Here is a 26,599-nt window from a genome sequence, read left to right as displayed (position 1 = left end):
TTCCACCGAAGTCGGTGGAATGGCGAGCACTTAAGCGCTGGCCGCTGCCCTCGCCGAGCGCGCGGCCTCGCGGGCGATCTGCTCGCTCAGGCCGGTGTAGTTGGCCGGGTCGAGGAGAGCGTCGATCTGCTCCGCGGTCAGCACGGCCGCGACGCGTTCGTCGGCCAGGAGGGCGTCGGCGAAGGACAGGCCCTCGGCGTTGACCCGTTCGACGGCGTGGTGCACGACATGGTGCGCCTCCTGCCGTCCGAGGGCGTCGGCCAAGGCCAGCATGGCGGCCTCGGCGTTGATCAGGCCCTTGGTGAGGCCCAGGTTCTCCCGCATTCTCCCGGGATCCACCTCGAGCCGCTGGATCAGCGGCACCAGCGCGTCGAGCGCCTGCATCGTGTGGGTGCCGGCCTGCTCCAGAGCGCGGTCCATCATGACGGAGCGGGTGCCGTCCACCTCGTGCGACTGCAGCATCGCCTCGAGGGCGAGCGGTGCAGCGGCGCGGGCGGTGGCGGCGGCGATGATCAAGACTCCGACATGCGGCGCGACGCGCTTCTGCGGCATGGTCGACGAGCCCACCTGGCCGGCAGGAATGGCCTCGTGGGCCTCGCCGATCTCCGGGGTGTTCAGCAGCTGGACCTCCTCAGCTACCGACTGTGCGGTGGCCGAGATCAGCCCCAGCAGCAGGACGAACTCCGCCAGGTGATCGACGATGGCGCGAGAAGGCACCGGCATGGGGGAGAGGCCGAGGATCTCGGCGACCCGCGCTTGCAGCGCCGGCCCGCGCTCGCCGAAGGATGCGAAGGTGCCCGCGGCCCCGCCCGTCATGGAGCGCAGCAGCCGGGGGCGAAGCTCGTCGAGACGCTCGAGGTGGCGGGTGAACTGGTCGGCCCACGCCGCGGCCTTGAGGCCGAAGGTGATCGGCACGGCGTGCTGCCAGTGCGTCCGGCCGGGCATGGGCATGGCGGCGGTGCATTCGGCGAGATCGGCCAGTGCGACGAGGGCCTCGCGGACGGAGTTCCGCACGGCGTCGTGTACGTCGCGCAGGATGAGGATGTCGCCGGTCTGCTGGATGTTCTGCGTCGTCGCGCCCCAATGCACCCAGCCGCCGTGCTCGCCGACGGCCTCGGCCAGCTCCTCGACCAGCGCCATCATGGTGTGGCCGTGCGCGGCGATGCGGACACCGAGGCGCGCCGGGTCGAGCGTGATCGTCCGCGCGACCCGCGCGATCTCGGCGGCGGCCTCGGCAGGGATGAGCCCCAGCTCGCCCTCGGCCTCGGCCAGCGCCGCCTCCACCAGCAGGTAGCGGCGTCGCTTCTCCTCCGCGGTGAACATCAGGCCCGCAGCCAGACCGTCGTCTCGCCGGGCAGCTCGTCGCCGATCGGGCCGGACGACAGCAGCATCTCGCCGTCGGGCAGCGGGAAGGGCTCGGCGCCGAAGTTGGAGACCACCAGCCACCCGCCCGGACGCGCGAAGGACAACACGTCGTCGCGGCCGGTGGCGACCCATGTCAGTTCCTCGGCGGCCAGCAGCTCGCGGCGCAGCCGGAGCGCCTCGCGGTAGAGCGACAGCGTCGAGGTGGGCTCCCCGTCTTCGGCCTCGACGGAGTATCCGCCGAACCACAGCGGCTGCGGCAGGTGCGAGCCGCCGTCGCCGAAGCCGTACGACGGCCCGGAGCGGGTCCAGGGGATCGGCACGCGGCAGCCGTCGCGCCCCACCTCGTTGGCCCGGTTGCGGAAGAACGACGGATCCTGGCGCTGCTCGTCGGGGATCTCCGCGACTTCCTGCAGACCCAGCTCCTCGCCCTGGTACAGATACGCCGACCCCGGGAGCGCGAGCATCAGCATGGTGGCCGCGCGGGCTCGGCGCAGACCGCGGGCCGCGTCGATCAGGACGGGATCGCCGCCGGCCATCAGCCAGTCCCCGCCGTGCTTGCGCAGCGGCTCGCCGATGGCGTTCACCCCGGGGCAGGGGGTGCCGTAGCGGCTGGCGTGCCGGATGGTGTCGTGGTTGTTCAACACCCAGGTGACCGACGATCCGGAGGTGGCGGCTACCTCGAGGCTCTCGTCGATGATGGTGTGGAAGCGCTCGGCGTCGTAGTCGGAGAGCTGGAGATCGAAGAAGAACGATTGGCCGAGCGTCTGCGGGCTGGCGTACAACGGGACGCGCGAGCGGTGCACCGCGGCCTCCGCGACGGCGGTGCGCGGCGGGTCGTAGGAGTTGAAGACGGTGCGCCACTCGGCGTAGAGCTCCTGTAGCTCGTCGCGGTCCCAGGTGGGGTGGGTGCCGTCGCGGGGGTGGTCCTCGAGCTCGGCCTGGGTGGGCAGCGGGTCGCTCATGTCCTTGGCCAGCATGTGCGCGGCGTCCACCCGGAAGCCGTCGACGCCGCGATCCGACCAGAACCGCAGGATGTCCAGGAACTCCTGGCGCACCTCGGGGTTCGACCAGTTGAGGTCGGGCTGCTCCGCGGCGAAGGTATGCAGGTACCACTGGCCGTCGGCCACCTGGGTCCAGGCGCGGCCGCCGAACAGCGAACGCCAGTCGGTGGGCGGCTCGCTGCCGTCCGGGCCGGTGCCGTCCCGGAAGTGATAGCGCGCCCGGGCCGGCGAGCCCGGCTCGGAGGCGACCGCCTCCCGGAACCACGCGTGGTTGTTCGACGAGTGGTTGGGCACGATATCGATGATCACCCGGATGTCGCGGGTGTGCAGCGCCGCGACGAGGGCTTCGAAGTCGGCGAGAGTACCGATCCGAGGGTCGACGTCGCGGTAGTCGATCACGTCGTAGCCGCCGTCGGCCAGATCCGACGGGTAGAACGGGCTGAGCCACACGGCGTCGATCCCCAGCGTCGCCAGGTAATCGATGCGCGACAGGATGCCGCGCATGTCACCGATGCCGTCGGCATTCGCGTCGGCGAAGCTACGCGGATAGATCTGGTAGACGACGGCTTGGCGCCACCATTCGGAGATCGACACGGGGTTCCTTTCGAGGATCAGGCGAGACGGAGGATGCGGGATTCCCAGGCGGCCAGCGTCGCGGGATCGGCGTCGTCGTGGGTGCCGAGGACCAACTCGGCCCCATCCAGCGACGGCAGGTCGTCGGCAGGGATCTGAACCGGCTCGGAGGAGCAGTTCGCGATCACGAGCAGTCGCCCTTCGAGGCTCGTGTTGCCGGTTGCTGAGGTGCGAGCGTCAGCGAGCCTCGAAGTGCGCACCTCAGGGAGCGTGTCGAGGGTGCGGGTGAAGGCCCAGAGCTGGTCATGCTCCGGGAGCAGCAACTGGAAGCGGCCCTCGCGGACGGTCTCGTCGTCGTGGCGCAGCTGGATCAGCTTCTGGTAGTGCGCGAACACCGAGTCGGGGTCGCGACGGGTGGCCTCGGCGTTGATCTCGGTGTAGTTCGGGTTGACGTCGAACCACGGGGTGCCTGTGGTGAACCCGGCATGCTCGGTGTCGTCCCAGTGCACGGGGGTGCGGGCGTGGTCGCGGCTCTTCGCGGCCAGGGAGCGCAGCACCTCCTCTTCCGAGACGCCACGGGCGGTGGCGAGCGCGTGGTAGTTCAGCGACTCGACGTCCTCGTAGTCCTCAATGGAGGAGAAGGGGGAGTTGGTCATGCCGAACTCCTCGCCCTGGTAGACGTACGGGGTGCCCTTGTGCAGGTGCAGCACGGTGGCCAGGGTCTTGGCCGAGGTCACCCGGTGCTCGGGGGAGTCGTCGCCGAAGCGAGAGACGGCGCGGGGCTGGTCGTGGTTGTCCCAGTAGAGCGAGTTCCAGCCGGCCTCTGCCAGGCCTTCCTGCCACTGGTTCAGGTTCTTCTTCAGCACGGGCAGCGGAAGGGGAGCGAGGTCCCACTTGCTCCACGAGGCCTGGTCGAGGTTCATGTGCTCGAAGGTGAACACCATGTTCAGCTCTTTGCGCGCCGGATCGGTGACGCGCTGGGCCACCTCGACGGTGGCGCCGGGCATCTCGCCGACGGTGATCAGGTTGTGCTCGTCCAGCCCCACCTCGCGGTTCATCTCGGCGAGGAACTCGTCCAGCCGAGGACCGTTGGCGATCTGGCGGAAGCTCGCGGCCTCCGCGTCGATGGGGCCGCCCGAAGTGAGTTCGGCCGGCTTGGAGATCAGGTTGATCACGTCCATCCGGAAGCCGTCGACGCCGCGCTCCACCCACCAGCGCATCATCGCGTAGACGGCCTGGCGCACGTCCTCGTTCTCCCAGTTCAGGTCGGGCTGACCAGGGCTGAAGATGCCGAGGTAGTACTCGCCGCTGGCCGGATCGTAGGTCCACGCCCTCGGGGCGAACGCGGCGTGACTGTCGTCGGGCTCGGCGCCAGGAGTGCCGGGCTCGTGGCCGGGGCGAGCGGGCCGCCAGTAGTACCAATCGCGCTTCGGCGACGCCGGGTCGCGCGACTCGACGAACCAGGCATGCTGATCCGAGGTGTGGTTGACCACCAGGTCCATCACCAGCTTGATGCCCCGAGCGTGAGCCTCGGCGATCAGCTCATCCAGATCCTCCAGGGTGCCGAAGAGCGGGTCGATGTCCTGGTAATCGGAGATGTCGTAGCCGTTGTCCACCTGCGGCGAGCGGTAGACCGGGGACAGCCAGAGCACGTCGACGCCCAGCTCCGCGAGGTAGTCGAGGCGAGAGGTGATGCCGGGAATGTCGCCGATCCCGTCGCCGTTGGAGTCCTGGAACGAGCGCGGGTAGATCTGGTAGACGACGGCAGAACGCCACCAGCCCTCCGGGCGTGCGGCCGTGCTGATGTCCGTGGTGGTGGTCATGGTGCTTTTCTCCTAAGAAGGGGGTCCGATACGACACAGATCCCTCTATGGTCCCGGGCGACGAGCCTTTCGGCTCGCCACCCGAGAATAGAGGGATCTGCGTCTGATTGTTGTCTCAGGGTTACTTGATGGCGCCCTGGGTCAGGCCCGACATCACCCAGCGCTGCGAGAAGATGTAGACGATGATGGCCGGGGCCATCGCCATCAGGTACGACGCGAAGCTCACGTTGTAGCTGTTGCTGAACTGGGTCTGGAAGATGCTGTTGACCACGGGGATCGTCTGCAACTCGGGGGTCGAGATGATCAGCGAGGGCATCATGAAGTCATTCCACGACCCGAGGAAGGCGAAGATGCCCACCGTCGCGGCCATCGGGGACAGCAGCGGGAAGATCAGCTTCCAGAACGTCTGCCACGTGGTGGCACCGTCCATGCGCATCGACTCCTCGAGCTCCAGCGGAATGGAGCGCAGGAAGGTGGTGAACAGCAGCGTGTTGAACGCGAGGCCGAACACGATGTGCAGCAGCGCGACGCCGGCGAAGTTGTCCAGCCCCATCAGACCGGTGAGGCGCACCTGCGGGAGCGCGACGACGGGGAAGGGGATGAACATGGCGGCCAGCAGATAGAAGAAGGAGTAGCGGAAGATCTTCTTGTCCCAGTTGCGCACGATGGCGTAGGAGGCCATCGATGCCACCAGGATCGCGCCCGCCACGGCGACCAACGTCACGATGGACGAGATCAGGAAGGCGCGCGGGAAGTTCGTCAGGCTCCAGGCCTCGGTGAACCCACTGACGCTGAACGGGCTCGGAAGGCTGAACGCGTTCAGATCGGTGGACTGCTGGGTGGTCTTGAACGCCATCGCGACGGTGACGTACAGCGGAACCAGGATGGTCAGTGACGCGATCAAGAGCAGGATGGTGGCGGTCCAGTTGGTCCGCTCCTGGCCCACCTTGCCGCGGACGGTGCCCTTTCCGTCTGTCTTGGGGATAACGACTGCAGCGCTCATGACTGTGAGGTTCCCTTGGTAAGGCGCAGCTGGAGCAGCGCGATGATGATCGTGATGATGAAGAAGACGGCGGCGTTGGCCATCTGGTAGGCGTAGTCACCGCCACCGAAGCCGGCGAAGATGGTGTAGGCCACCGATCGCGTGGCGACACCTGGCCCGCCACCCGTCAAGGCGACGATCTGGTCGTAGACACCCAGGTAGCCCTTGAAGCCCAGGATCAGGTTGATGCCCACGTAGCCGGCCACCAGGGGCAGGGTGATGTGGATGAGGTTCTTCCAAGGGGTTGCGCCGTCGATGGAGCTGGCCTCGTAGACCTCGCCGGGAACGGTCATCAGGCCGGCGATGTAGATCAACATCGTGCCGGGGATACCGCCCCAGACGGTGACGATCACGATCGCGAACCAGGCCCAGCTCTCGTTGGCCAGCAGGCTCTCCGAGAGGGTGTCGTTGCCGATCCACTTTCCGAACTCGGTGAGCGAGTTGTTGAACAGGAAGCGGAACACGTACGAGTAGATGATCGCCGAGATCACCATCGGGATCACGAAGATCGCGCGCAGCGCGTTGGTGAACTTGATCTTCGACGTGAGGCCGAGGGCGAGCATGAAGGAGATCACGTTCACCAAGATCACCGAGACGGTGGCGAACAAGAACGTGAAACCGTAAGAGGACAGGATGTTCTCGTCCTGGAACAGCGCGATGTAGTTCTTGAAGCCGATCCAGTCGTAGGTGCCGAAGCCGATCGAGTTGGTGAAGCTCATGGTGAGCCCCTCGATGGCCGGGTAAGTGATCAGAAGGGTGAACGCGGCGAGAGCCGGGAGCAGGAAGAACCAGTAGATCGGCTCCACGGTGCGTCGCTGCTGACGAATCTCCGGCTCAGCCGAGGAGTTCGCCCGTTGTGGGGTAGTCGTTGACATCTTTGTAACTCCTTCTGATCAGGCCCGGTAGGCGAGTCGGGCCCAGTCGCGGTCCATCTGCGCGAGAATGCCTTCCGCCGGCTGACCGAACACAATGGACTGGAGATAGTTGGCGGCCGGGATGTTGTTCGGAATGAACTGCGAGGCACCCATGTAGAACTTGCCCGAGTCGTAGTAGGGCTGCATTCCGACGATGCGCTCGTCGGTCACCGGCGGGGCATCCTTGGTGGTGCCGAAGCCGAGGAAGGCCGCGTTGTACGGATCCTGGATCTCCGGCTGCATCAGGTACTGGAGGAACGCCGTGGCACCCTCCGCCGCATCGGCCTGCTCGGGAACCCAGAGCGAAAGGTCGATGTTGACGCGAACCTTCAGGTCGTCGGGGTTGTCCGTGACGGGCATCGGGAAGGTGCCCAGGTCCTGGTCGGGGTTCGACTTCTCGAACTCACCGAACGCCCAGGGACCCTGCAGGATCATCGCCGCGCCATCGTTGGCGAACGCCGTGTTGCCGTCGCCGTAGCCGCGGCCGGCTGCGTCCTCGTTGACATACTTCAGGAGCTCCAGCATCTTCTGGGTGGGCTCCAGCATGGTCTTCTGGAAGGAGACCTCGGAATCGGGGCCGACATCGGCGCCGATCTCGTTCATCTTCTTGTAGAAGTCGGCCACGTCGACCATTCCGCCGACGGGGTAATCCCACCAGCCCTGGGCGATGGTCCAGGTGTCCATGAAGGTGCCGTAGAACGGCAGGACACCCTTGCCCATGAGGGTCTCGCAGACGTCGATCAGGGCGTCCCACGTGGTGGGCACCTCGACGTTGTTGGCTTCGAAGATCCGCTTGTTGTAGATCACCGAGGCGGCCATCGCGGAGTACGGCAGCACGCTGACGCGATCCTCGAACTGCGGGTACGACTTGGAGAGCTCGACGATGTCGTCGCGAATGGTCGCGGCCTCGGGGAGGCTCTTCAGGTCGGTGAGAGCGCCGCGCTCCATGAAGCGCGCCATCTCAAGGTTGTAGTTGAGCAGGCCCAAGTCCGGCGGGTTGCTGCGCACGAAGCTCGCCGACAGGTTCGTCGAGAGATCATGAAGGATCCGGTAATCCTTCTGAGATGCCGTGAAGTCGGCAGCCCACTGGCGGAACTGCGGCACGGCCTCGGGCTTCGAGGCGTAGAACGTCACGGTCTTGGCGGAGCCGGCCGAACAGCCGGTGAGCCACGGGATGGCACCGGCTGCGCCGACTGCGCCGGCCGCTTTGAAGAGGCTGCGCCGAGGCGGAGCCCATGAACTCAACCCGGCGCGCGCGTCGGGTGTGATGGGTGAAGGTTGAGGCACGTCGTCGTCCCTTTCCGTCTGTCTTTGACTGGACCAGTTTCTAAGAAAACTAAATTGAATCACCGTAGAAACGTGGGCTCAGTTAGGATGCCTCAGACAACGGGTACAGGTCAAGGGGGATGAAGCCGATGCAGTTCATCGACGTCGGCCTGCGTCATCGGGCAAGCACCTCCGCCGTGCTGGAGTTCGCCTGGGACGCCGGCGTCTTCCGCGCTGACCATGTGATGGCAGCCTGCGGCCTGACCCGGTCCACCACCTTGTCGGCGTTGGATACCTTGATCGAGATCGGGCTCATTCGCGAACTCGACAGCTCACCCGCCACCGGCACCCGACTCGGGCGGCCGGCCCGTCGTTTCGAACTGCGCGGCGACGCGGGGCTCGTCATCGGAGTCGATGCCGGCAACCGATACTTCACCGCCGTCGCTGCAGACTTGACCGGAGTCGTGGTGGCCAGGGAGAAGTTCGAGGTGCCCGGGCACTACGACGGCGCGGGGACGATCCGCGACGATCGTTCCTACCAGGAACGGCGAGACGCGGCCTTCCGCGCCATCGACGACGTGCTTTCGCAGGTGGGGCGCACGCGCAACGACGTGATCGCGGTGGGGGTGGGCATCCCCGCTCCGGTCGACGGTCAGGGCCGCTCGCCGTCCCACAGCGCGGGGTTCTGGCAGTACATGAACGCCGGACTGCAGGAGGCGCTCGCCCAGGTCTTCCCCGCCGTCCGGCTGGAGAACGACGCAGCGCTGGCCGCCGTCGCGGAGGGCACCCTGGGGGAGGCGAGGGGCTGCGATCACTTCGTCGCCATGCTGTCCGGCTTCCGGCTCGGTTCGGGGGTCTTTATGGAGGGACGCCTCGTGCGGGGTGCGCAGGGAGGCGTCGGCGAGCTCGAGGCCCTCCGCTACGTCGCCGACCTCGGCGGAACCTGGGGGCTCGGCGACCTCACGGTGAAGTGGATCCGAGCCGCCTTGGAGGACGGGCGGATACCCGCCGAGCATCCGTGGGCCGAGCTTTCGCCCGACGATCTGTCGACGCAGCGGCTGCTCGCCGACGCCCGGATGTCCGATCCGGTGGCGCGACCCCTGCTGGAGGAGCTGGGGGCGAAGCTCGGCTTGGTCTGCAGCGTGATCGCGCGTTTCTACGACCCGGAAAGAATCGTGGTGTGCGGCTCCATGGCCGGTGCCCTGGGCGAGGTGATCGAGATGGCGCAGCGTCAGCTGAGCGCCGAAGCCGAGTTGGAGGCGCCGGAGATCGTCGCCTCCGAGTTAGGCGGCGACGTCGTCTCGCTCGGCGCGGTGTCCGCAGCGCGAGAGGCCGCCCTCGAGATCGTCCTCCCGCTGCTCTCCGAACGAAACACTCTCTAGAACCTACGCTCTTCGAGGTGCGAGGCCGTTCGCGGCCGAGCCTCGAGGAGAGCGTGACGGCGTCTGGGGGCTGGTGGTCAGGTTTCGGTGGTCTCGTTCGTCGTGTTACGGATGGGGTCGCGGTTGCTGAGGTGCGAGCGGAGCGAGCCTCGAAGTGCCCGCCGCCGGCCGTGTTCCGGCGCTTCGCGCGGGCTCACGGCTTTTACGCCCACCAAACCCACTCGCGAACCCCATCCTCCACACGACTAAGTTCTTCGGCCGCCAGTCGCTCTTTTCGAGGCTCGTTCCTCGCACCTCAAAGAGCGTGATCTCTCCACACGACTCAGTTCTTCGGCTGCCGGTCGCTCTCCTCGAGGCTTCGGCTTCGGGGCTCGTGCCTCGCCCAGGGCCTCCGCACCTCGAAGAGCGTGGGGGATGACGGTCTTCGAGGTGCGAGGCCGCCCGCGGCCGAGCCTCGAGGAGGCCCAGCGTTAGATTCGCAGGAACCCCGCCATCAGTCCTTGCGCGCAGCCGCGCTCTTTTCGAGGCTTCGGCTCAGAGGGTGTGGTCGCCCCACTGCTCGATGGTCCAGCCATCGGCAAGGGAACCGTTCATCACGATCCAGTTGGTGTTGGGCAGCGGCTGAGCGATGGACTGGTCGATCGTCGGGACACAGGTGAGACCCCAGACGCGTAGTGCGGCGCCGTGGCTGACCAGGGCGGCGCACTCGTGGCCCGCGGACTCGATCTGGGCGATAGCTCTGGTGTAGCGCTCGATGAACTGGCGGGCCGTCTCGCCGCCTTCCATGCCGACGTCGAGATTGTCCGGCGCCCACGAGAACAGCATCTCGATGTACGGGCGCCAGTTGGTGCTCATCTCGTCGACGCCGGCGGCGATCTCCTGGAGCCCGTCGACCACCTGCACCTCCAGACCGCGTGCGGCAGCCAGCGGGGCGGCGGTCTGCTGCGCCCGGGTCAGCGTCGATGCGTAGACCGCCTCGATGGGCTCATGCGCGATCCGCTCGACCAGCTTCTCCGCCTGCGTCAGGCCCGTCTCATCGAGCGGTGCCCCCGGGTAGGCGGTGTCGAGCTCCCTGTTGACGTTGCTCTGGGTCTGTCCGTGACGGATGAGGATGAGGCGCATGACTCCCAGGCTATCGGGTGGCGCCGCAGTACTCCGCGCACCCCTTGCGTCCCCCGCCTCCCTCTTCCTTGAACCTCCCCGCCCGCCATACCGAAAATCGGCCACTGGCCGATTTTCGGTACAAGACCCAGGAAAATCGGCCAACGCCCGGTACGCGGTCGTCGGCGTCGTCGAAGTACTGGCCGATTTTCGGTACACGACCCGGGAAAATCGGCCAGTGGCCGATTTTCCGGGAGTGAGGGGGTCAGGGGAGGGGGAGGGTGAAGCCGGTGCCGCGGAGGCCGGTGGAGGTCAGGATGTCCTCGGTCTGGCCGCCCGAGTGGGTGAGCGACGAGCCGTGCACGGTGAGCTGGGTGCGGTGGTGACCCAGGGCCTCGGCGACGCGGGGCAGCAGGCGGTCCAGGGCGAACCAGACCACGCCGTCGTCCTGGACGGGGGTGAGTTCGGCGAACGGGATGCCCAGCTGCTCGGCGGCGGCCTTGGTGGCGTGGTGCATCCGGACGTGGTCGGGGTGACCGTAGCCGCCGTCGTCGGCGTAGCTCACCGCGAGTTCGGCTCGGTCGGCGATCAGGAAGGCCTTGACGTCGGCGATCACCTCGTCGAGATCCGCCGCGCAGAGCGAGCGGGGATCGGCATCGTCGGCGGGGCCCGCCAGGCCCTCTCGGATCCAGGTCATTCCGGAGTCGCGGTAACGACGAGGTTCCTCCGTCGCCCGCGCCGGGGGCGTGCCAAGGTAGGCGTGGCGCTCCACACCGATCACGTTGAGCGCGCCGGCCAGTTCGGCCTCTCGACGATGCTCCAGCTCGATGGTGCCTAGCAGGTGGGACAGCGGGCCGGGAACGACCTCGCCCATCTCTCCTCGGGTGGCGGTGAGGACCGAGACGTGGATGCCCTCGTCGGCGAGATGCGCGATCAGCGCGCCGGAGGCGAGGGTCTCGTCGTCGGGGTGGGCGTGCACGAAGCAGACGCGGCGGGTCAGTCGGGCGCCGATGGCGCGACGATAGGCGGCGGTGGTGCGCTCCGCCACCTTCGGCCAAGTCATGTCCTCGGCCCGCTGGCGACCGGTGGCACCCATCAGTGCGCGCCGCTCGTCGTCTGTCAGGAGACCGGTCAGCTCCTGGCCCCAGACGGCGGCATCGCGGGTGGGGATGAGCAGCCCGGTGTGGGTGTTGCAGATGGCCTCGGTGAGGCCGCCGGCAGCGGCCGCGAGCACCGGCACGCCGGAGGCTGAGGCCTCCAGCGCGATCAGTCCGAAGGTCTCGGAGAACGACGGCACCAGCATCACGCTGGCGTGCCGGATCACCTTCGCCAGCTCCGGTCGGTCGCGACCGGGCAGGAAGCGCACCGTCTCGGTGAGGCCCAGCTCGTCGACCAGGCGGTGCAGCTCGTCCTCGTAGCCGGCGAAGTCGGGTGAGGTCTGGCCGACGATCACCAGGTCTGGGCGGATCGCCTCCGGCACCTCGGCCAGGGTGCGGATGGCCAGGTCGGGGGCCTTCAGCGGCTGCAGCCGGGCGGCGAAGAGGACGTAGCCGGCGCGGATTCCGGGCTCGGGTGTCCAGCCCTGCTCCTCGCGAAGGGCCGGCCGGAACAGCTCGGTGTTGACGCCGGGTCGCACGATCGCGACCTTCTCCGGGTCGGCGTTGCAGCGGCCGATGGTGACGGCGGCCTCGTACTTGGACACCGCGATCACCAGGTCGGACTGCTCGGCGCACAGCACCTCGCCCGGCACCCGCGCCGGGGACTCCGGCGGCTCGCCGTCGTGCAACGGCGAATTGGGATGGGCGGCGACGGAGTGGAAGGTCATCACGTGGGGGATGCCGGCCTCGCGCGCCAGCGGGAGCGCGGCCACGCCGGACATCCAATGATGCGAGTGCACCACGTCGAAGCCGCGCAGCGTGCCAAGGTTGGTGCGGAATTCGTCGATGTACTGATCGATCTCGCTCTTGGGAAGGACGGCCGGCGGGCCAGCGTCGATCCGGTTGAGCACCAGGAGGTCGTCGAAGATCTCGGTGGCAGGCTGATCGGGATGAGAGCGCCGGGTGAAGAACTCGACGCGGTGGCCGGCCCGGACCAGCGCCCGGGCGAGCGCGCGGATCATCACGTTCATGCCGCCCGCGTCGGCGGTGCCGGCCCGGTCGAGCGGCGAGGTGTGCAAGCAGACGAAGGCGATGCGCAGGCTCATGCTCCGAACCTACTCGGATCGATGATGGCTCCGCGGTTTTTGGCCTCCTCGGAACTCCAATCTCGCTATGGGCTGAGATGGGTCTTGGTCAGTTCTTCGGCGTCTAAACCGGAAAATCGGCCATTGGCCGATTTTCCTGACTAGACACCGAAAAATGGGCCATTGGCCGATTTTGCGGTGTCTGGGCTGAAGAATCGGCCAGAACCTGGGTGCGGAGCCGGGCAGACGGGTTGGGGGGCGTCAGCGGAGGGGCGGGAAGTCGTCGAGGCTGAACACCGACTCCACGGGCACGTCGAAGTAGCGCGCGATCCGCAGCGCCAGGTGCAGCGACGGCGCGAACTCGCCGCGCTCCAGATAGCCCATCGTCTGGTAGTGAATGCCCAGCGCCTCGGCCAGCTGACGACGAGACACCCCGCGATCGGCCCGGAGCACCGCCAGCCGATTGCGGACCTGCTCGTCGGGCTTCGGGCTCACGCGTACCCCTGGGCGGCCAGGCGATCGCGGGCGGCCATCAGCGCGCCTACGGTTTCGCGGCGGATGCCCCGTCGCAGCACCCGCGGTGCCAGGGCGTAGGCGACGATGGCCCACGCCGTCATCACGCCCAGGCCCAGGAGGGGCTGGAAGGTGCCCAGCAGTTCGGCGGTTCCCGCCTCGGCAGGCAGCAGCGCCCAGCGCGCGATGTGCGCGCTCCAGTAGAACGGCGTCGCTCCGACCACCCACTGCAGTGCTTCGGGGTAGTAGGTGATGGGGAAGACGGTGCCGCTGGCCGCATAGAGGGCGAAGAAGACCAGCATCGCGATCGTCAATCCGGCGGTGGTTCGCGTCAGGGTTCCGGCCATGATGCCCAGAGGAAGGAAGACGAAGTACGACGCCAGGAGCACCGCGACGAGGGCCGCGACCTGCAGGACGGAGGCCGGAATCAGCGAGGGGAAGGCGATGAAGGTGCCTGCGGCCATCACGCCCGCGGTGAACAGCATGTACAAGCCGACGGAGAGCGTCTTGCCGAAGACCCAGGACCGGATGCCGTCAGGCACCATCCTGAGGCGCAACAGGGTGCCCTCGGTGCGTTCGGTATACATCTCGCTCATCACACCGAATGCTGCCATGGCCCCCGAGACGCCGAGCATGCCGGCCAGGGCGAAGGCCGCGCCGAGGATGTCGGTCGCGTCGTAGTTGGTGCTGCCCAGCACGAACCACACCACCACGACCGAGATGATAGGTCCAATCACCGTGGCGAGGAACGACGGGGTGAGGAAGTTGATCCGGAGCTCGGTCTTGGCCTGTAGCCAACCGGCGCGGAGCCAGGGGGTGCTGCTCATCGTGATGCCTCCTCGTCGATCAGGTTCTTGTGGGAATCGGGGTTGGGGTCGACCAGGGCGAGATAGGCATCTTCCAGGCTGGTGCGACGCACCTCCAAGCCGGTGACGTCGTCGCGGAGAAGGTCGCGCACGAAGGCCTCAGGCGCCGTCGTGACGTGAACGTGGTGCGCTCCGTCGGCGTTCCACGTGATCTCGACGTTGCTCTCCACCTGACGGCGCAGCTGGTCGGGCGAGCCCTCGGCGACGATCGTGCCGCGGTTGAGGATCAGGATGCGGCCCGCCAGGCGGTCGGCCTCGGCGAGATCGTGAGTGGTGAGCAGGAGTGCAGTGCCGGTGTCGATCTGGTCGGCCACGATGTCGTGCACGGCCCGCTTGGCAACGGGGTCGAGGCCCGTCGTAGGCTCATCGAGGACGAGCAGATCGGGACGTGCGATGAGAGCGGCGGCCAGATCGAGCCGTCGTCGGAGGCCACCCGAAAGCGTGACCAGAGTTTTGTGGGCGTGCTCATGAAGCTCGAAGGCATCCAGCATCTCGTCGACGCTGCGCAGCCGTGGGCCTTCTGGATAGTGAGCATGGATCCAACGCAGGAACTCGTGGACGCGCCATTTGGGCCGGTCGCGTCCCTGCTGCACGACCATGCCGACGCGGGAGCGCCAGGAATCGCCGCGCTGGGACGCCGGATCGACCCCGAGCACCTCGACGGTGCCGCCGTCGCGGTCGACGAAGCCCATCAGGATCTCGACGGTGGTGGTCTTGCCCGCGCCGTTAGGCCCCAGAAGGGCGACGGCCTGACCGGGCTGGAGAGCGACGTCGATCCCGTCCAGGACCGTCGTGTCGCCGTAAGTCTTGCGGATGCCGGCTGCTCTGATCGCGGTCAAGGCTCCTCCTTGGGGTAGCGTCAAGACGATAGAATGTAGCATAACTGCTACATTTCGCAGCATCAAGACTGCTCGTCTCTTGGGTGTTAGGCGATGGTCGACGCCCCGCCAGCCTCCGTCGCCGGGGGTTCTGGCCACTTTTGCGCCGTCTGATGCCGAAAATCGGCCACTGGCCGATTTTCCGGGAATGCGGGAATGGGGGAATGCGGGAATGGGGGTCGGGGTGGGGTGGTGGGGGGTCTGGGGTCACGAGTTCGGGCACTGCCCGGTGGGCAGGGGGCACGTAGGATGCAGGGATGTTCGTGAAGGTGTGCGGGTTGGACACGGTGGAGACGGCGAGGGTGGCGGTGGAAGCCGGTGCCGATGCGGTGGGCGTCGTGATGAACCGGACCAGCCCGAGGCGGCTGACTGAGGAGGCAGCGTCGGAGATCGTGGCCGCGGTCAAAGGGTTTGCGGAGGGTGCCGTCGAGACGGTGTTGGTGGTCAACGACATGCCTGCCGAGGACGCAGCCCTGACGGGCAACCGGTTGGGCGTCGACGTCGTACAGCTGCACGGCACCTACACGCTCGACGACTTCCGGGTCGCCCTCGGCTTGTTCAACGGGCGGGTCTGGAGGGCGACGTCGTTGTCCACCGATCCCGACCTCACCGTCGGCGCCTACGGCGAGACCCGGCTGCTGCTGGACGCCCCGCTGCCCGGTTCAGGTGAGCGGTGGGATGTCTCGGCGCTCGACGGGCGCACCCCCGAGGGAGAGTGGCTGCTGGCCGGGGGATTGAACCCGGACAACGTCGCCGCCATCATCGCCGCCGCCCAACCGTGGGGGGTGGATGTGTCGAGCGGGGTGGAGTCCGCGCCTGGAGTGAAGGACCACGCCAAGGTCCGCGCGTTCGTCGCCGCCGCGAAGAGCGCCGACGAGTAGCTGACGCCGTCGCGGTTTGCGGTCGTCGGCGACGCCCTGATATGTTTATCGCCGGGTCAGAGATGGCCCGATGCGCGAGTGGCGGAATGGCAGACGCGCCGGCTTCAGGTGCCGGTGCCCGCAAGGGCGTGGAGGTTCAACTCCTCTCTCGCGCACAAACGGAAGAACCCCGGCTGAGGCCGGGGTTCTTCGCTTTCTGTAGAGGTTGGTTATCCTTCGTGGAACCCTCTTGTGTAAGCGTGGAGAAGTTCGTTAGCCGATGCTCTTCTCGCGTGTTGTGGTAGAAGCGACCGGGTTCTCGGCGCGAGAAGGATGTCGCTTATCACGGAGGCTCGGTCGGCGGTGAAGAGGGCTCTGCTGTTGCGGCCGAAGCGGTAGGCGCCGGCCAGGCGGATGTCGTGGTCGGTGGCGGTCAAGCTATCTGGGTCATCCCAGGTCTCGTCGGCGTATAGGCCCTCCGAACCGGCTTCAAGCAGGGCGATGAGGTCAACAGCATCCTTGGGATCGTCGACGTGGCGGTCATGCCACGCCAGTACCTTGAGCGCGCACTGGGCCTCGATAGATGCGACTTCCAGGACAAGATCTCGCCTAAGGAGGACGGTCTCGGGCGATGAAGCGGCTTCAGGTATTCCGATGGTGTTGAGGACGCTTCCGTCGCTGAACTCGATGGTTGTCGCGTCTTGCCCGGTCGGGATGGGGAGCACGTCGATCGCTACTCCGTCTATCTGGAAAGCGTGATTACCGCCGCGTCGAGGAACAAGGTCTCGGGTGAAAAGGTCGAACCCCTCGGCCGCAACCACGATGTCCACATCGTGCGTGATGCGTGGCGGCGTGTGCCCCAGGGGTAGGTATACGACGAGGTCGCGCGCAGTCGCGCCGATGAGGATCCAGTGCAGCCCCGTCGTCGCCCCCAGTGTCTGGAGCGCGCGCAGGGTGTCGGTCGGGACGAAGGTCTCAGTCGTCGAAGATAGATCGAAGGATCGGGTCATTGGTGAGCCAGTTTCGTGCGACGGTGTCTGTGCGGGGATCGAGGATACTCGCGATGTCCGCGTAGACGACTGGAGAGGGGGCTAGGACGGGCAGTCCGGCGGTGATGTCCTCGAGCGCTGAGGTCCAGATGGCCTGCCGGAGGCTGATGGGGCCGTGGGGGTCGCGGCGAAGCCGGGCCGCACGGAGCAGCTCGGGGTTGGGGGCGTCGAGGTATAGATCAGCGGTGGCGGGGCGGATGTCGGCTCCTCTCGCAAAGGCGGCAAGTTCTCCCGACAGGACGACCGGGATCTCCGCCAGGCGTTCCGGCAGCGTCCGTACGGCAAACTCACTGGTGTACCGGCCCAAGATGAGCGACTCGCGTGCCGTCGTGAATTCCGCCACCCACCCTTCGAACAGGCTTCGCCAGCGTCGGCGGTTGTTTGCGGACGGGTCTTCTTGGGGTGTGCGCTCGAGCCCGCTGGTAAGTAGTTGGCGCCGCACTCTGTGAGTAGTCCCCACTGATGCCATGGTGTGGGATTGCAGCTCCCTGACGGGCGCATGGATGAGGGCGGGCCTGGTGAGGACCGCCAAGAGCACGGGAAGACTCGCCTTGGTGAAGAGTCTCGACGGCTGCCTGTCGGTATGGATGGGTCGGAACCCTTCGAAGTGGATCCTGAGGCCCTGGCCTGTAATGAACGCATTTCCGGCGGCGTCCGCGTAGTTCAGCCCCTTCCTGCGGAGCAGATCTCCTACCGTCGTGGTGATGTGATCCGACACGACGAGCGTGTTGGGGGTGAGGTTAGGGCGAAGAAGATCGACCGTCGATGGGCGCAACTGCGCTCTGACCTCAAGGGGCATGTCTATTGCGATGTCGTCGATGCGCACCCGGGCGAGGCCGTGTGCCTCCGGGTGGGTGGCTTCTGGTGGCAGATCGAACTCTGCCTCTATGTCCCGCTGGGACAAGGCGTGCTGCACTTTCCCGACCAGCTCGTCTACGCGGGTGTTCAGAAGTGACATATGTTCATGTTACGTGAACAGTGGAAAGAAATGAACAGGTGGGGACGTGTCGCAGTAGCCGTATGATCGCCGCACCTCAGAAAGCGCGGAGGCATGTCACGCCTTGCGGCGCACCAACTCTGCGATCGCGAGGGGAGCGAAGGGTGAGGTGCAGTTGGGCGGGGTGGGGTAGTCCTTGAGCACTTCCAGGCGCTCCCCGATGCCGACCGCGCGCTCGCGCAGTTCCGGGTTCTCGACGCCGATCTGGGTCAGCGCCCAGTTCATCGCCCACTGCAGCCGGTGGTGCGCGTCCTTCATCTCTGCCTCGATCACGTCGAGCAATCCGGGCTGGTCCAGGCCGTCGGGCTTCTTCGCGACGCGCTCCGCCGTGAGCGCCCAGCCGGCGCTGGCCACCACAGGGTCGGCGTCGTCGATCCAGCGCAGCCGCAGCGCCTCGGCGTGGGGACCCTTGGAGACGACGTAGCCCACCAGCCAGTCGTGCACCTTGGGGCTGCGCGCCTCCCGCAGCATCGCGTCCAGTTCGTCCGCCGTGAACTCGCGCGGCCGGCAGATCAAGAGGGCGACCAGCCGGGCGGCGGAGTCGCCGTTGGCCCAGAGTTCGCGCGCCAACGGCTGGTTCTTCTTCAGCTCCTTGGCGACGGCGCGCAGCTTCGTCAGGTTGACACCATGATCGTCGCCGTGACGTTCGTTGACGGCGCGGATCTTCGGATCCTCGAGCGCGGCCAGCTCGGCGAGGACGGCGTCGACGGTGGGCTCAGGCATGGCGATCTCCAGTCAGCTGGTGGGAGGCCAGTTTAGGCTGCGAAGCAGGATGTCATGACGGGCCCCACTAGAAGGCCTTGCGGCGCGCCGAATCCGCCGTGGCGACGGGGATTTCGGCTTCCACCCGCCAGCCTGGCTGCGCCGTCGGCCCGGCGTCGAAGCGTCCGCCGAGCTCTGCGACGCGCTGACTCAACCCGGCCAACCCATGGCCGCCTCCCGGCACGAGGCGTGGCACGCTCGCGCCGGAGCCATGGTCGGTGACGCTTGCCCTCACCTTCCTGCCGTCGGCCTCGATCAGAACCTCGACGGTGTGCCCGGCCGCGTAGCGCAGGGCGTTGGTGAGCCCCTCCCTCACCACCCGATAGACCAGATGTGTGACGGAGAGAGGGAGTTGGTCGACAGGCCCGTCGATCCGGTAGTGAGCATCCAATCCGCTGGCTCGGGAGCGTTCGACGAGCGCGTCGACCAGGCTGAGGTCTCCCTCGGGCTCGCCGCCGGCCAGCATGTCCCCGAGCCGCCGGAGATCCCGCTCGCCCGCCCTGGCTGCGCTCGCGATCGCCACCAGAGCCGCGTCGGCTCGCTCCGGATCCCGGCCGGCCAAGCGCTGCCCGGCCGCCGCCTGGATCACCATGACGCTCAGCGCGTGGCCCACCAGGTCGTGCAGCTCGTCGGCGATCCGGGAGCGCTCGTGCCGCACCGCGATCTCGGCGTACAGCTCCCGCTCGGCGTCCACCTCGTCGAGCCGCGACCTCAGCCTGCGCTCCGCCTCGCGCTTGCGGCCCAGCATTGCGCCCATCACGAAGGGCGGCACGCTGAACACGAGGGCGGCCACCGCGTTCTCAGGCGCGGGCGCGATGACGAGGACGCCCAGGTAGGCGGCCCCGCCGACGGCGGCTAGCCAAACCAGCCGGCCGGCGGCGCCGAGGCCGAGTAGCGCGAACCCCAGCACGTCGAGCACCGCCGATCCCTCCGGTCGCACCAGGTCCACCGCCGGAGCGAGCGCCAGAGCCAGAACCCCCGCGGCCAAGGCCCAGCGATCAGAGCCGCGGGGCATCGTCGAACTCCTGTTCGGGTGCGGCGTCGAGCCCGCCGACGATCCGCCGCATCTCCTCGAGGGCGTGCCGGCTCTGCGCCTCCAGCGACGCGAAGGAGGCGCGCAGCTGCTCGGCAGGCAGCCCACGCGAGGCCTCAGCTTCGGTGGCGAGGAGGCCGAGTCGTGAGCTGACCGCCTGGTCGATCCGGTGCGTCACCAGGGCCCGGTCGGCGGCCACCTCCAGGGCGGCCCGCTCGTCACGCAGCACCCGCAACTCCTCCGTGCGGACGGCCAGCTCCGCGATCGCGGCGGCCCGCCGTCCGGCGAGGAGGCCAAGCACCGCGGCCGAGGCGAGCGCGATCAGGCACAACGGCAGGGGCACCAGGCCCGTGGTGGCGTCGCGCACGAGAACGACGAACACCAGCACCACTCCGGCCAGCCACGCGGCCACGGCGCGCCATCCCCGTTCGTGCGCGCCGGCGAGATAGACCAGCAGGAATGCCAAGGGCAGGCCCACGCCGCAGCGGGTCACCCATCCGAAGACCAGCACGTGGACGCCCATCGCCGCGGTGCACGCGACGGTCACCTCCAGCACGCCCCGCCGCCACCACAGCAGCGGGAGCAGCGCGAGCGCGAACAGCGGGATCATTCCCCACGACCGCGAGCTGGGCAGGTGCACCATGGTGCCTCGGGCGAGCTCGATGGCCAGCTCGTCGGGGTTGGAGAGGATGGTGCCGAGCATCAGGACCGCCCCCACCATGACGAACACCGTTGTCAGCACCCAGTCGGAGGCGCGCACGCCCGACAGGGGCCGGAGTGCCCGGCCCCCGCGGAGGAGGTGCGTCGCAGCGTCCATCACGTGTCCTCGGCCTGTCCTCAGCCTGCCTGGTTGACGCTCAGCGTAGGCGCCGGCCGGGTCACCGAGGCGGCCGTGCGTCGCCGGGCGATCGCGTCGACGACGAGCCCAGCCGCGTAGCCGAGGACGGCCAAGCCGAGGGCGATGGGCAGGGCGCCGCCCATCAGGCCGGTCGGGCTGGAGATGCCGCCGGTGGAGGCGTCCTTGAGCAGGATCACGACGATCGAGCCGACGATGCCGGCCCCGCCGATCAGGTGGCGCGGCCACGTGCCCCCGAAGCGGGCGATCGCATAGGCGTAGGCGGCCATCAGTGGCAGCCCGAAGCCGCACCGCGTCACCCAGCCGAAGGCCGGGAGGCTGAGCGCCAGCACCACGAAGGTGATCGCGAGCGCCGGGAGCACCGAGCTCCGGCGCCACAGGATGGGGATCACCGCGGCGATGAACACCGGAATCAGCAGCGGGGATTGCGTGTCGAGCGGATGGGCCAGCGCGGAGCCGGCAAGGGCGGTGACGTTCTCGATGCCGATCAGCACGGCGACCGCGGTCAGCAGCCCGGTGAGCACATAGTCGGTGGGGCGAAGGGTGCGCATGATGTCCTTTCCGCCGGGCCCCCTCGGGTCCGGCGCCATGGCATCAGTCCACGCCGACGAGGGCCTCGTCTGCGTCCTCCCTCAGGACGATCATCCGGCGCGGTCTCATCCTCAAGGAGGACGCTCGTGACCGAGCAGACGGGCGAGAATGGCGGTGTGATCAGGGTGCTCATCGCCGACGACCAGGAGCTGGTGCGAACCGGCTTCCGGGTGATCCTCGAGGCCGAGGGCGACCTCGTCGTGGTGGCAGAAGCCGCCAACGGGGCGGAGGCCGTGCGTCTGGCTGCGCTCGAGAAACCCGACGTGGTGCTGATGGATATCCGGATGCCCGAACTCGACGGGCTGGCCGCGACGGAGCAGATCCGCCGGCAGCCCGATGCGCCGACGGTGGTGGTGCTGACCACCTTCGACCAAAACGAGTACGTCTACCGCGCCTTGCGTGCCGGGGCGGCCGGGTTCCTGCTGAAGGACGCCCCGTCAACCAGGCTGATCGCCGCCGTGCGGGCCGCCGCCACCGGCGACTCGCTGATCGAGCCCTCCATCACGCGGCGCCTCGTCGAGCGATATGCGACGTCGGCTCCGGCCGGGCCGCCGCCCCGGCTGTTGGTGCTCACCGAGCGCGAGCTCGACGTGTTGCGCCTGGTGGCGTCGGGAATGTCGAACGCGGAGATCGCCGCCGAGTTGGTGCTCGGCGAGACGACCGTCAAGACCCACGTCGCGCACATCCTGCTGAAGCTGGGCCTGCGCGATCGGGTGCAGGCGGTCGTCGTCGCCTACGAGTCGGGCTTCGTCGGGGTCTCGTCTATGGCGTCGCCCCCGTCAGCAGGCCCAGGTCGCGGACCAGCACCCACATCTGGCCGAGGCTGGTGACGGTGTCGTCGCGCAGATCACCGAAGGTGGCGCGGAGATCGGCCAGCGCGTCTGCGTGGCGTTTGCTCCAGCGCCCCACCCGCCGGGCGGCGTCCTCGTCGTCGGCCATGGCCAAGGCGTCGGCGGTCAGCTCCAGCGCCAATCGGTAGACGTCCTGCCTCAGGGCCGACTTCGCCACCGCATCCCAGCGGTTCTCCCCAGACAGCTTCGACAACATCTCGAGGAGATCGTCCAGCCGGATCGCCTCGGCCAGGTGGAGGTAGCCGCGGGCGACGAAGGCCGGGTCGGCGTCGAGCTGCCGCGCCAGGTCGGCGACGCCGAGGAAGGCGACGCTGTCCAGCAGCCCTGCGACGCGGTCCGCGAGCACGTCGGGCACGCCCTCGTCGCGAACCTCCCGCCGGCGCTCCTTGAAGCGTGCCAGAGCGGCCTTGTCGTACAGGCCGAGCACCGTCGCGGAGAGCCGTCGCACGGTCTCGCGATAGCGGGTGATCTCGGTGCCGATGTCGGCGACGGCCGACCGCCGGGACAGGAGATACCGCGCGGTGCGGTCCAGCAGCCGCCGGAATTCGACGTAGAGCCGGCACTGCGTCGTCGTCGGCACCACTCCGTCGAGTTCTTCGACGGCGGCGACGAAGCCGCGCAGGTCGAACGCCTCGCGGGCGATCACGAAGGCCTTGGCCACCTCGGCCAGCCCGGCCCCGGATTCCTCCATGGCGCGATGGGTGAAGGTGATCCCGCCGCGATTGACGACGGAGTTCGCGATCCGGTTGGCGATGATCTCGCGGCGCAGCGGATGGCTCCGCAGGGCTTGGGTGAAGCCGCGCAGGGGAGCGGGGAAGTACTCCTCGAGCTCCGTCTCGAACCACGGGTCGTCGGGCACGGAGGACGCGAGCAGCGCGTCCTTCAGCGCCATCTTGGCGTGGGCGACGAGGACGGAGAACTCAGGTGAGGTGAGGCCGCGCCCCTCCTTCTCGCGGCGTTCCAGTTCCGCGGTGCTGGGCAGCGCTTCCAAGGCCCGGTCGAGGCCGCGGTGCTGCTCCAGCCAGGTCATCAGGCGCTCGTGCGAGCCGAGCATCGCGTCGCCGAGGTGACGGGCGTTGCTGAGCAGCACGTTCTGCTCGTAGTTGGTGCGCAGCACGCTGGCGGCCACGTCGTCGGTCATTGAGCGCAGCAGTTCGTCGCGCTGGCGGCCGGTCATCTGACCGTCGGCAACCAGGCTGCCGAGCAGGATCTTGATGTTGACCTCGTGGTCGGAGCAGTCGACGCCCGCGGAGTTGTCGATGGCGTCGGTGTTGATGCCGATGCCCAGCTCGGCGGCCTCGACGCGTCCGAGCTGGCTCGCGCCCAGGTTGCCGCCTTCGCCGACGACGCGGCACCGCAGTTGCGCCGCGTCGATCCGCACGGCGTCGTTTGCTCTGTCTCCGATGTCGGAGTGCTGCTCGGAGGAGGCCTTGATATACGTGCCGATGCCCCCGTTCCACAGCAGGTCGACCGGGGCGGCCAGCACCGAGCGGATCAGCTCGGTGGGGGTGAGCTGCGCGACGTCCCCCAGGCCGAGCGCGTCCCTCATCTCCGGCGTGACCGCGATCGTCTTGGCCGACCGCGGGAAGACACCGCCGCCCTTGCTGATCAGGGCCCGGTCGTAGTCAGCCCACGACGAGTACGGCAGCGCGAACAGGCGCCGGCGCTCGGCGAAGGAGGCCGCCGGATCGGGGTTGGGGTCGACGAACACGTGCCGGTGATCGAAGGCTGCGATCAGGCGGATGTGAGGGCTGCTCAGCATGCCGTTGCCGAACACGTCGCCGCTCATGTCGCCGATGCCGACGACGGTGATGTCGGTGCTCTGCGGGTCGACGCCCAGCTCGAGGAAGTGGCGTTTCACCGACTCCCACGCGCCCTTGGCGGTGATGCCCATGCCCTTGTGGTCGTAGCCGGCGGAGCCGCCCGACGCGAAGGCGTCGCCCAGCCAGAAACCGTGCTCCGCCGAGACCTCATTGGCCAGGTCGGAGAAGGCGGCGGTGCCCTTGTCTGCCGCTACCACCAGATAGCTGTCGTCGCCGTCGTGCCTGACCACGCCGTCGGGGCCGACGGTGCGCCCCTGCACGCGGTTGTCGGCGACGCTGAGCAGCGAGCTGACGAACTCGCGGTAGGCGGCTCGTCCTTGGGCGAGCCAGGCGGCGCGGTCGCGCTGTGGGTCGGGCAGGCCCTTGGGGAAGAAGCCGCCCTTCGCGCCGGTCGGCACGATCACCGCGTTCTTGACCATCTGCGCCTTGACCAGGCCCAGTACCTCGGTGCGGAAGTCGTCGCGCCGGTCCGACCAGCGCAGGCCGCCGCGCGCCACCTTGCCGAAGCGCAGATGCACGCCCTCCAGGCGAGGGCTGTAGACCCAGGTTTCGATGAGCGGCCGCGGTGCCGGCAGATGCGGCACCCGTTGCGGGTCGAGCTTGAACGCGATGGCGGCGCCGGTGCCGTCGAGCTGGTAGAAGTTGGTGCGCTCGCCGGCGCGGATCACCGCGAGGAAGGCCTGGATCATCCGGTCGTGATCGAGGCTCGGCACGTCGGCGAGATCGGCGATCACCGCATCCGCGAGGGCCTGCTCCCGTTCCGGGTCGACGACGTCGCCCGGCCGGAAGCGGGCCTCGAACACCTCGACGAGCCGCCGGGCGAGCCCGGGATTCTCGACGAGCGCCGCCACGAGGGAGCCCGTCGAGTAGTGCATCGTCTGGCGCAGGTAGGCGGCGATCATGCGCAGCACCACCACCTGCTTCCAGGTGAGATGGATCGAGCCGATCAGCTGGTTGAAGCCGTCGCTCTCGGCGCGCCGTTCCCAGACGGCGAGGAACGCGGGCAGGAAGCCGGCGTCCGGATTCCCGTTGCCCGAGAGCCACCAGTCCTCGCTCCGCGCCGTGACGCCGAAGTCCAGGATGTGGCGCACCGTCCCGTCCTGAGCCTGGAGCCGGTGGGTGCGTTCGTCGGTGACGGCCAGCCCGAAGTCGAGCAGCAGCGGAAGCACCTCGGTGAGCCCTAGCGCACGGTCGCAGTAGAGGCGCAGCCGACGCTCGCCCGGTTTGGCATCCATCTCCTGGTAGAGGCCCGCGCGCACCCCGTGCGTCAGCTCCTCCAGCTGGCGGATGTCCGTGGCCGCCTTGCGCGGCGGATGCATCGCCTTGTAGGCCTCGTCCAGCCCCGCTCGCCAGCGCGTGATCAGACGGGCGGCGTCGAGCTCGCCGAACTCGGCCACCATCGCGGCCTGCCAGTCGCCGTCCCAGGTCTGCACCGCTTGTCGCAGCCAGTCCTGCACGTCGTCGAGGTCGACGGTGGGCAGGGCCTCGCTGGCATCGCGCCGGATGACGTAGTGCACCATCGCGAGTGCGGAGTCGTCGACGCGCGCGGTGTAGTCGACGCTGGTGCCCTGGAACGAGCGCATCAGGATGTCCTGGATGCGCAGCCGCACGTCGGTGTTGTAGCGGTCGCGGGGGAGCAGTACGAGACAGGAGGTGAAGCGCCCGTAGACGTCGGGCCGCACGAACAGCTGGGTCTGCCGCTGGTAGCGCGAGGCGACGATCCGGGTGGCCACGTCGGTGAGGTAGTCGACGTCGCCCTGGAACACCTCGTCGCGCGGGTACGACTCGAGCACGCTGATCAGGCGCTTGCCCGAATGGCTGTCGCGAGCGAAACCACTTCGTTGCAGCACGCTTTTCACCTTGGCGGCTGTGAAGGGGATGGAGCGCACCGACGCCTGGTAGACGTTGGAGGTGAACAGCCCGATGAAACGATGCTCGCCCACGATGGCGCCGTCGTCGCCGACGATCTTGACACCGATGTAGTCGAGATAGGTCGACCGGTGCACCAGCGAGCGGGCATTGGCCTTGGTGATCAGCAGCAGCTGCCGTTCGGCGGCCTTCTCCGCGACGACCCCGCGCAGTTTCCGGCGAGGCGTGCCGGAGTCGCCGCGCATCAGGCCGAGGCCGCTGCCGGGCACCTGGTCGAGGGTGTCGTCGTCGCGGTTGTAGGCGTAGCGCCGATAGCCGAGGAAGACGAAGTGGTCCTCGATCAGCCAGTCGAGAAGCGCCTGCACCTGCCGTCGTTCCGCCTCGGGGATGGCGGCCGGCCCGTCGGCCAACGACGTCGAGATCGCGGAGGCCTGATGCAGCATCGGAGTCCAGTCGGCCACCGCCGTCGCAACCTCGGCGAGGATGAACCGGATCCGATCGACGAGGGCTTCCAGGAGATGCGGGTCGGGCACGCGGGGCAGCTCGATGTGCAGCCACGACTCTGGAATCCCGTCGTCGCCGAGGCCGGTGAGCACGCCGTCGTCGTCGCGTCGCACGCTGAGCTGCGGATGCAGAAGGAGACGAACGGTTTGATGCTGGCGGTCGAGTTCGGCGGTGACGGAGTCGACGATGAAGGCGGTGTCGTCGGTGACCACCTGGATCACGGTGTTGCCGGTGGCCCAGCCGTGGGTGTCGACCTGCGGGGTGAACCCGGCTACCAGGATCTCGCCGGGGAGGCGTGTGCGTCCTAGAGCAAGGTGGCTGAGCAGGGCACCGCGGATGTCGTCGGGATGCCGTTTGGTGAGTTCCTCCGTGAGGACGTGCTGGTGATAGGCGGTGATCAGCTCATGCGCGTCGATCGGATCGGACGGCAGGCCGACGGCGGCCTCGCCGAGTAGCGAGCTGCGTCGCTCATCGAGAACAGTCATGGTGCTTCGGCGC

At 68.0% G+C, this 26,599-nt stretch carries 21 protein-coding genes and 1 tRNA gene; 4 read left to right on the top strand and 18 right to left on the bottom strand.

Annotated features, from left to right (window positions below):
• Nucleotides 1-30: 30 nt before the first annotated feature.
• The 6 genes from P0D62_RS02475 to P0D62_RS02450 all read right to left on the bottom strand — a co-directional run bounded on the left by P0D62_RS02475 (nt 31) and on the right by P0D62_RS02450 (nt 8,005).
• Nucleotides 31-1,323 carry a lyase family protein gene (locus tag P0D62_RS02475; protein ID WP_275701034.1) on the bottom strand — a complete coding sequence of 431 codons (1,293 nt, stop codon included), beginning with the start codon at nt 1,321-1,323 and terminating at the stop codon, nt 31-33.
• Nucleotides 1,323-2,960 (bottom strand): glycoside hydrolase family 13 protein, encoded by a 1,638-nt coding sequence (locus tag P0D62_RS02470; protein ID WP_406708211.1) that lies wholly within the window; start codon nt 2,958-2,960, stop codon nt 1,323-1,325. The genes P0D62_RS02475 and P0D62_RS02470 overlap by 1 nt, the downstream gene beginning before the upstream one ends.
• Before the next feature lie 17 nt (nt 2,961-2,977).
• The gene (locus P0D62_RS02465; RefSeq protein WP_275701033.1) at nt 2,978-4,762 is read right to left on the bottom strand and encodes a glycoside hydrolase family 13 protein; all 1,785 of its coding nucleotides are present in this window, start codon (nt 4,760-4,762) and stop codon (nt 2,978-2,980) included.
• Between the two features lie 121 nt (nt 4,763-4,883).
• Nucleotides 4,884-5,765, bottom strand: a complete 882-nt coding sequence (locus P0D62_RS02460) for a carbohydrate ABC transporter permease (protein WP_275701032.1) — start codon at nt 5,763-5,765, stop codon at nt 4,884-4,886.
• Nucleotides 5,762-6,679, bottom strand: coding sequence for a carbohydrate ABC transporter permease (locus P0D62_RS02455; RefSeq protein ID WP_275701031.1), 918 nt, complete (start codon nt 6,677-6,679; stop codon nt 5,762-5,764). The genes P0D62_RS02460 and P0D62_RS02455 overlap by 4 nt, the downstream gene beginning before the upstream one ends.
• An 18-nt stretch (nt 6,680-6,697) precedes the next feature.
• On the bottom strand, nt 6,698-8,005 hold the full coding sequence (locus P0D62_RS02450) for an ABC transporter substrate-binding protein (protein WP_275701030.1): 1,308 nt from the start codon (nt 8,003-8,005) through the stop codon (nt 6,698-6,700).
• A gap of 119 nt (nt 8,006-8,124) precedes the next feature.
• Here P0D62_RS02450 and P0D62_RS02445 point away from each other — a divergent pair, with 119 nt between their 5' ends.
• A complete protein-coding gene (locus P0D62_RS02445) occupies nt 8,125-9,366 on the top strand; it encodes an ROK family protein (RefSeq protein WP_275701029.1) in 1,242 nt (413 codons plus the stop codon).
• A gap of 534 nt (nt 9,367-9,900) precedes the next feature.
• On the opposite strand, the gene P0D62_RS02440 is transcribed toward P0D62_RS02445, so the two are convergent.
• The 5 genes from P0D62_RS02440 to P0D62_RS02420 form a co-directional block, all read right to left on the bottom strand.
• Nucleotides 9,901-10,488, bottom strand: coding sequence for a histidine phosphatase family protein (locus P0D62_RS02440; protein WP_275701028.1), 588 nt, complete (start codon nt 10,486-10,488; stop codon nt 9,901-9,903).
• Between the two features lie 244 nt (nt 10,489-10,732).
• Nucleotides 10,733-12,670, bottom strand: a complete 1,938-nt coding sequence (locus tag P0D62_RS02435; RefSeq protein ID WP_275701027.1) for a glycosyltransferase — start codon at nt 12,668-12,670, stop codon at nt 10,733-10,735.
• A 240-nt stretch (nt 12,671-12,910) separates the two neighbouring features.
• Nucleotides 12,911-13,144: a helix-turn-helix transcriptional regulator gene (locus P0D62_RS02430; protein ID WP_275701026.1), complete on the bottom strand. Its 234-nt coding sequence runs from the start codon at nt 13,142-13,144 to the stop codon at nt 12,911-12,913.
• Entirely contained in the window at nt 13,141-13,989 is an 849-nt protein-coding gene (locus P0D62_RS02425; protein ID WP_275701025.1) for an ABC transporter permease, read from the bottom strand. The genes P0D62_RS02430 and P0D62_RS02425 overlap by 4 nt, the downstream gene beginning before the upstream one ends.
• Nucleotides 13,986-14,867: an ABC transporter ATP-binding protein gene (locus P0D62_RS02420; protein WP_275701024.1), complete on the bottom strand. Its 882-nt coding sequence runs from the start codon at nt 14,865-14,867 to the stop codon at nt 13,986-13,988. The genes P0D62_RS02425 and P0D62_RS02420 overlap by 4 nt, the downstream gene beginning before the upstream one ends.
• 296 nt (nt 14,868-15,163) lie before the next feature.
• On the opposite strand from P0D62_RS02420, the gene P0D62_RS02415 reads away from it, so the two are divergent.
• Nucleotides 15,164-15,787 (top strand): phosphoribosylanthranilate isomerase, encoded by a 624-nt coding sequence (locus tag P0D62_RS02415; RefSeq protein ID WP_275701023.1) that lies wholly within the window; start codon nt 15,164-15,166, stop codon nt 15,785-15,787.
• Nucleotides 15,788-15,859: 72 nt separating this feature from the next.
• A tRNA-Leu gene (locus P0D62_RS02410) sits at nt 15,860-15,942 on the top strand.
• Nucleotides 15,943-15,996: 54 nt separating this feature from the next.
• Here the strand turns inward: P0D62_RS02410 and P0D62_RS02405 are convergent.
• From P0D62_RS02405 to P0D62_RS02380, 6 genes are all read right to left on the bottom strand, one after another.
• Nucleotides 15,997-16,776: a nucleotidyl transferase AbiEii/AbiGii toxin family protein gene (locus P0D62_RS02405; protein WP_275701022.1), complete on the bottom strand. Its 780-nt coding sequence runs from the start codon at nt 16,774-16,776 to the stop codon at nt 15,997-15,999.
• The gene (locus P0D62_RS02400; RefSeq protein WP_275701021.1) at nt 16,742-17,773 is read right to left on the bottom strand and encodes a type IV toxin-antitoxin system AbiEi family antitoxin; all 1,032 of its coding nucleotides are present in this window, start codon (nt 17,771-17,773) and stop codon (nt 16,742-16,744) included. The genes P0D62_RS02405 and P0D62_RS02400 overlap by 35 nt, the downstream gene beginning before the upstream one ends.
• A gap of 96 nt (nt 17,774-17,869) precedes the next feature.
• Nucleotides 17,870-18,535, bottom strand: a complete 666-nt coding sequence (locus P0D62_RS02395; protein WP_275701020.1) for a DNA alkylation repair protein — start codon at nt 18,533-18,535, stop codon at nt 17,870-17,872.
• Between the two features lie 67 nt (nt 18,536-18,602).
• A complete protein-coding gene (locus P0D62_RS02390; protein WP_275701019.1) occupies nt 18,603-19,589 on the bottom strand; it encodes a sensor histidine kinase in 987 nt (328 codons plus the stop codon).
• Nucleotides 19,573-20,424 carry a hypothetical protein gene (locus P0D62_RS02385; RefSeq protein ID WP_275701018.1) on the bottom strand — a complete coding sequence of 284 codons (852 nt, stop codon included), beginning with the start codon at nt 20,422-20,424 and terminating at the stop codon, nt 19,573-19,575. Before P0D62_RS02385 ends, P0D62_RS02390 begins: the two co-directional genes overlap by 17 nt.
• A 20-nt stretch (nt 20,425-20,444) precedes the next feature.
• Nucleotides 20,445-21,053, bottom strand: coding sequence for a hypothetical protein (locus P0D62_RS02380; protein WP_275701017.1), 609 nt, complete (start codon nt 21,051-21,053; stop codon nt 20,445-20,447).
• A gap of 87 nt (nt 21,054-21,140) precedes the next feature.
• Here P0D62_RS02380 and P0D62_RS02375 point away from each other — a divergent pair, with 87 nt between their 5' ends.
• Nucleotides 21,141-21,884 (top strand): response regulator, encoded by a 744-nt coding sequence (locus P0D62_RS02375; RefSeq protein ID WP_455153218.1) that lies wholly within the window; start codon nt 21,141-21,143, stop codon nt 21,882-21,884.
• Here the strand turns inward: P0D62_RS02375 and P0D62_RS02370 are convergent.
• Nucleotides 21,817-26,586 (bottom strand): NAD-glutamate dehydrogenase, encoded by a 4,770-nt coding sequence (locus tag P0D62_RS02370; protein WP_275701016.1) that lies wholly within the window; start codon nt 26,584-26,586, stop codon nt 21,817-21,819. The genes P0D62_RS02375 and P0D62_RS02370 overlap by 68 nt on opposite strands.
• Between the last annotated feature and the right edge of the window lie 13 nt (nt 26,587-26,599).

The sequence above is a fragment of the Tessaracoccus caeni genome, assembly GCF_029211185.1.
Classification (GTDB): domain Bacteria; phylum Actinomycetota; class Actinomycetes; order Propionibacteriales; family Propionibacteriaceae; genus Arachnia; species Arachnia caeni.
This window is presented reverse-complemented; position numbering and strand designations above follow the sequence as displayed.

Bases quoted from the DNA above. Each gene is read 5' to 3' on its own strand.
- P0D62_RS02475 (WP_275701034.1), bottom strand. From the start codon at position 1,323: ATGTTCACCGCGGAGGAGAAGCGACGCCGCTACCTGCTGGTGGAGGCG.
- P0D62_RS02465 (WP_275701033.1), bottom strand. From the start codon at position 4,762: ATGACCACCACCACGGACATCAGCACGGCCGCACGCCCGGAGGGCTGG.
- P0D62_RS02460 (WP_275701032.1), bottom strand. From the start codon at position 5,765: ATGAGCGCTGCAGTCGTTATCCCCAAGACAGACGGAAAGGGCACCGTC.
- P0D62_RS02455 (WP_275701031.1), bottom strand. From the start codon at position 6,679: ATGTCAACGACTACCCCACAACGGGCGAACTCCTCGGCTGAGCCGGAG.
- P0D62_RS02445 (WP_275701029.1), top strand. From the start codon at position 8,125: ATGAAGCCGATGCAGTTCATCGACGTCGGCCTGCGTCATCGGGCAAGC.
- P0D62_RS02440 (WP_275701028.1), bottom strand. From the start codon at position 10,488: ATGCGCCTCATCCTCATCCGTCACGGACAGACCCAGAGCAACGTCAAC.
- P0D62_RS02435 (WP_275701027.1), bottom strand. From the start codon at position 12,670: ATGAGCCTGCGCATCGCCTTCGTCTGCTTGCACACCTCGCCGCTCGAC.
- P0D62_RS02425 (WP_275701025.1), bottom strand. From the start codon at position 13,989: ATGAGCAGCACCCCCTGGCTCCGCGCCGGTTGGCTACAGGCCAAGACC.
- P0D62_RS02415 (WP_275701023.1), top strand. From the start codon at position 15,164: ATGTTCGTGAAGGTGTGCGGGTTGGACACGGTGGAGACGGCGAGGGTG.
- P0D62_RS02405 (WP_275701022.1), bottom strand. From the start codon at position 16,776: ATGACCCGATCCTTCGATCTATCTTCGACGACTGAGACCTTCGTCCCG.
- P0D62_RS02400 (WP_275701021.1), bottom strand. From the start codon at position 17,773: ATGTCACTTCTGAACACCCGCGTAGACGAGCTGGTCGGGAAAGTGCAG.
- P0D62_RS02395 (WP_275701020.1), bottom strand. From the start codon at position 18,535: ATGCCTGAGCCCACCGTCGACGCCGTCCTCGCCGAGCTGGCCGCGCTC.
- P0D62_RS02390 (WP_275701019.1), bottom strand. From the start codon at position 19,589: ATGCCCCGCGGCTCTGATCGCTGGGCCTTGGCCGCGGGGGTTCTGGCT.
- P0D62_RS02385 (WP_275701018.1), bottom strand. From the start codon at position 20,424: ATGGACGCTGCGACGCACCTCCTCCGCGGGGGCCGGGCACTCCGGCCC.
- P0D62_RS02380 (WP_275701017.1), bottom strand. From the start codon at position 21,053: ATGGCGCCGGACCCGAGGGGGCCCGGCGGAAAGGACATCATGCGCACC.
- P0D62_RS02370 (WP_275701016.1), bottom strand. From the start codon at position 26,586: ATGACTGTTCTCGATGAGCGACGCAGCTCGCTACTCGGCGAGGCCGCC.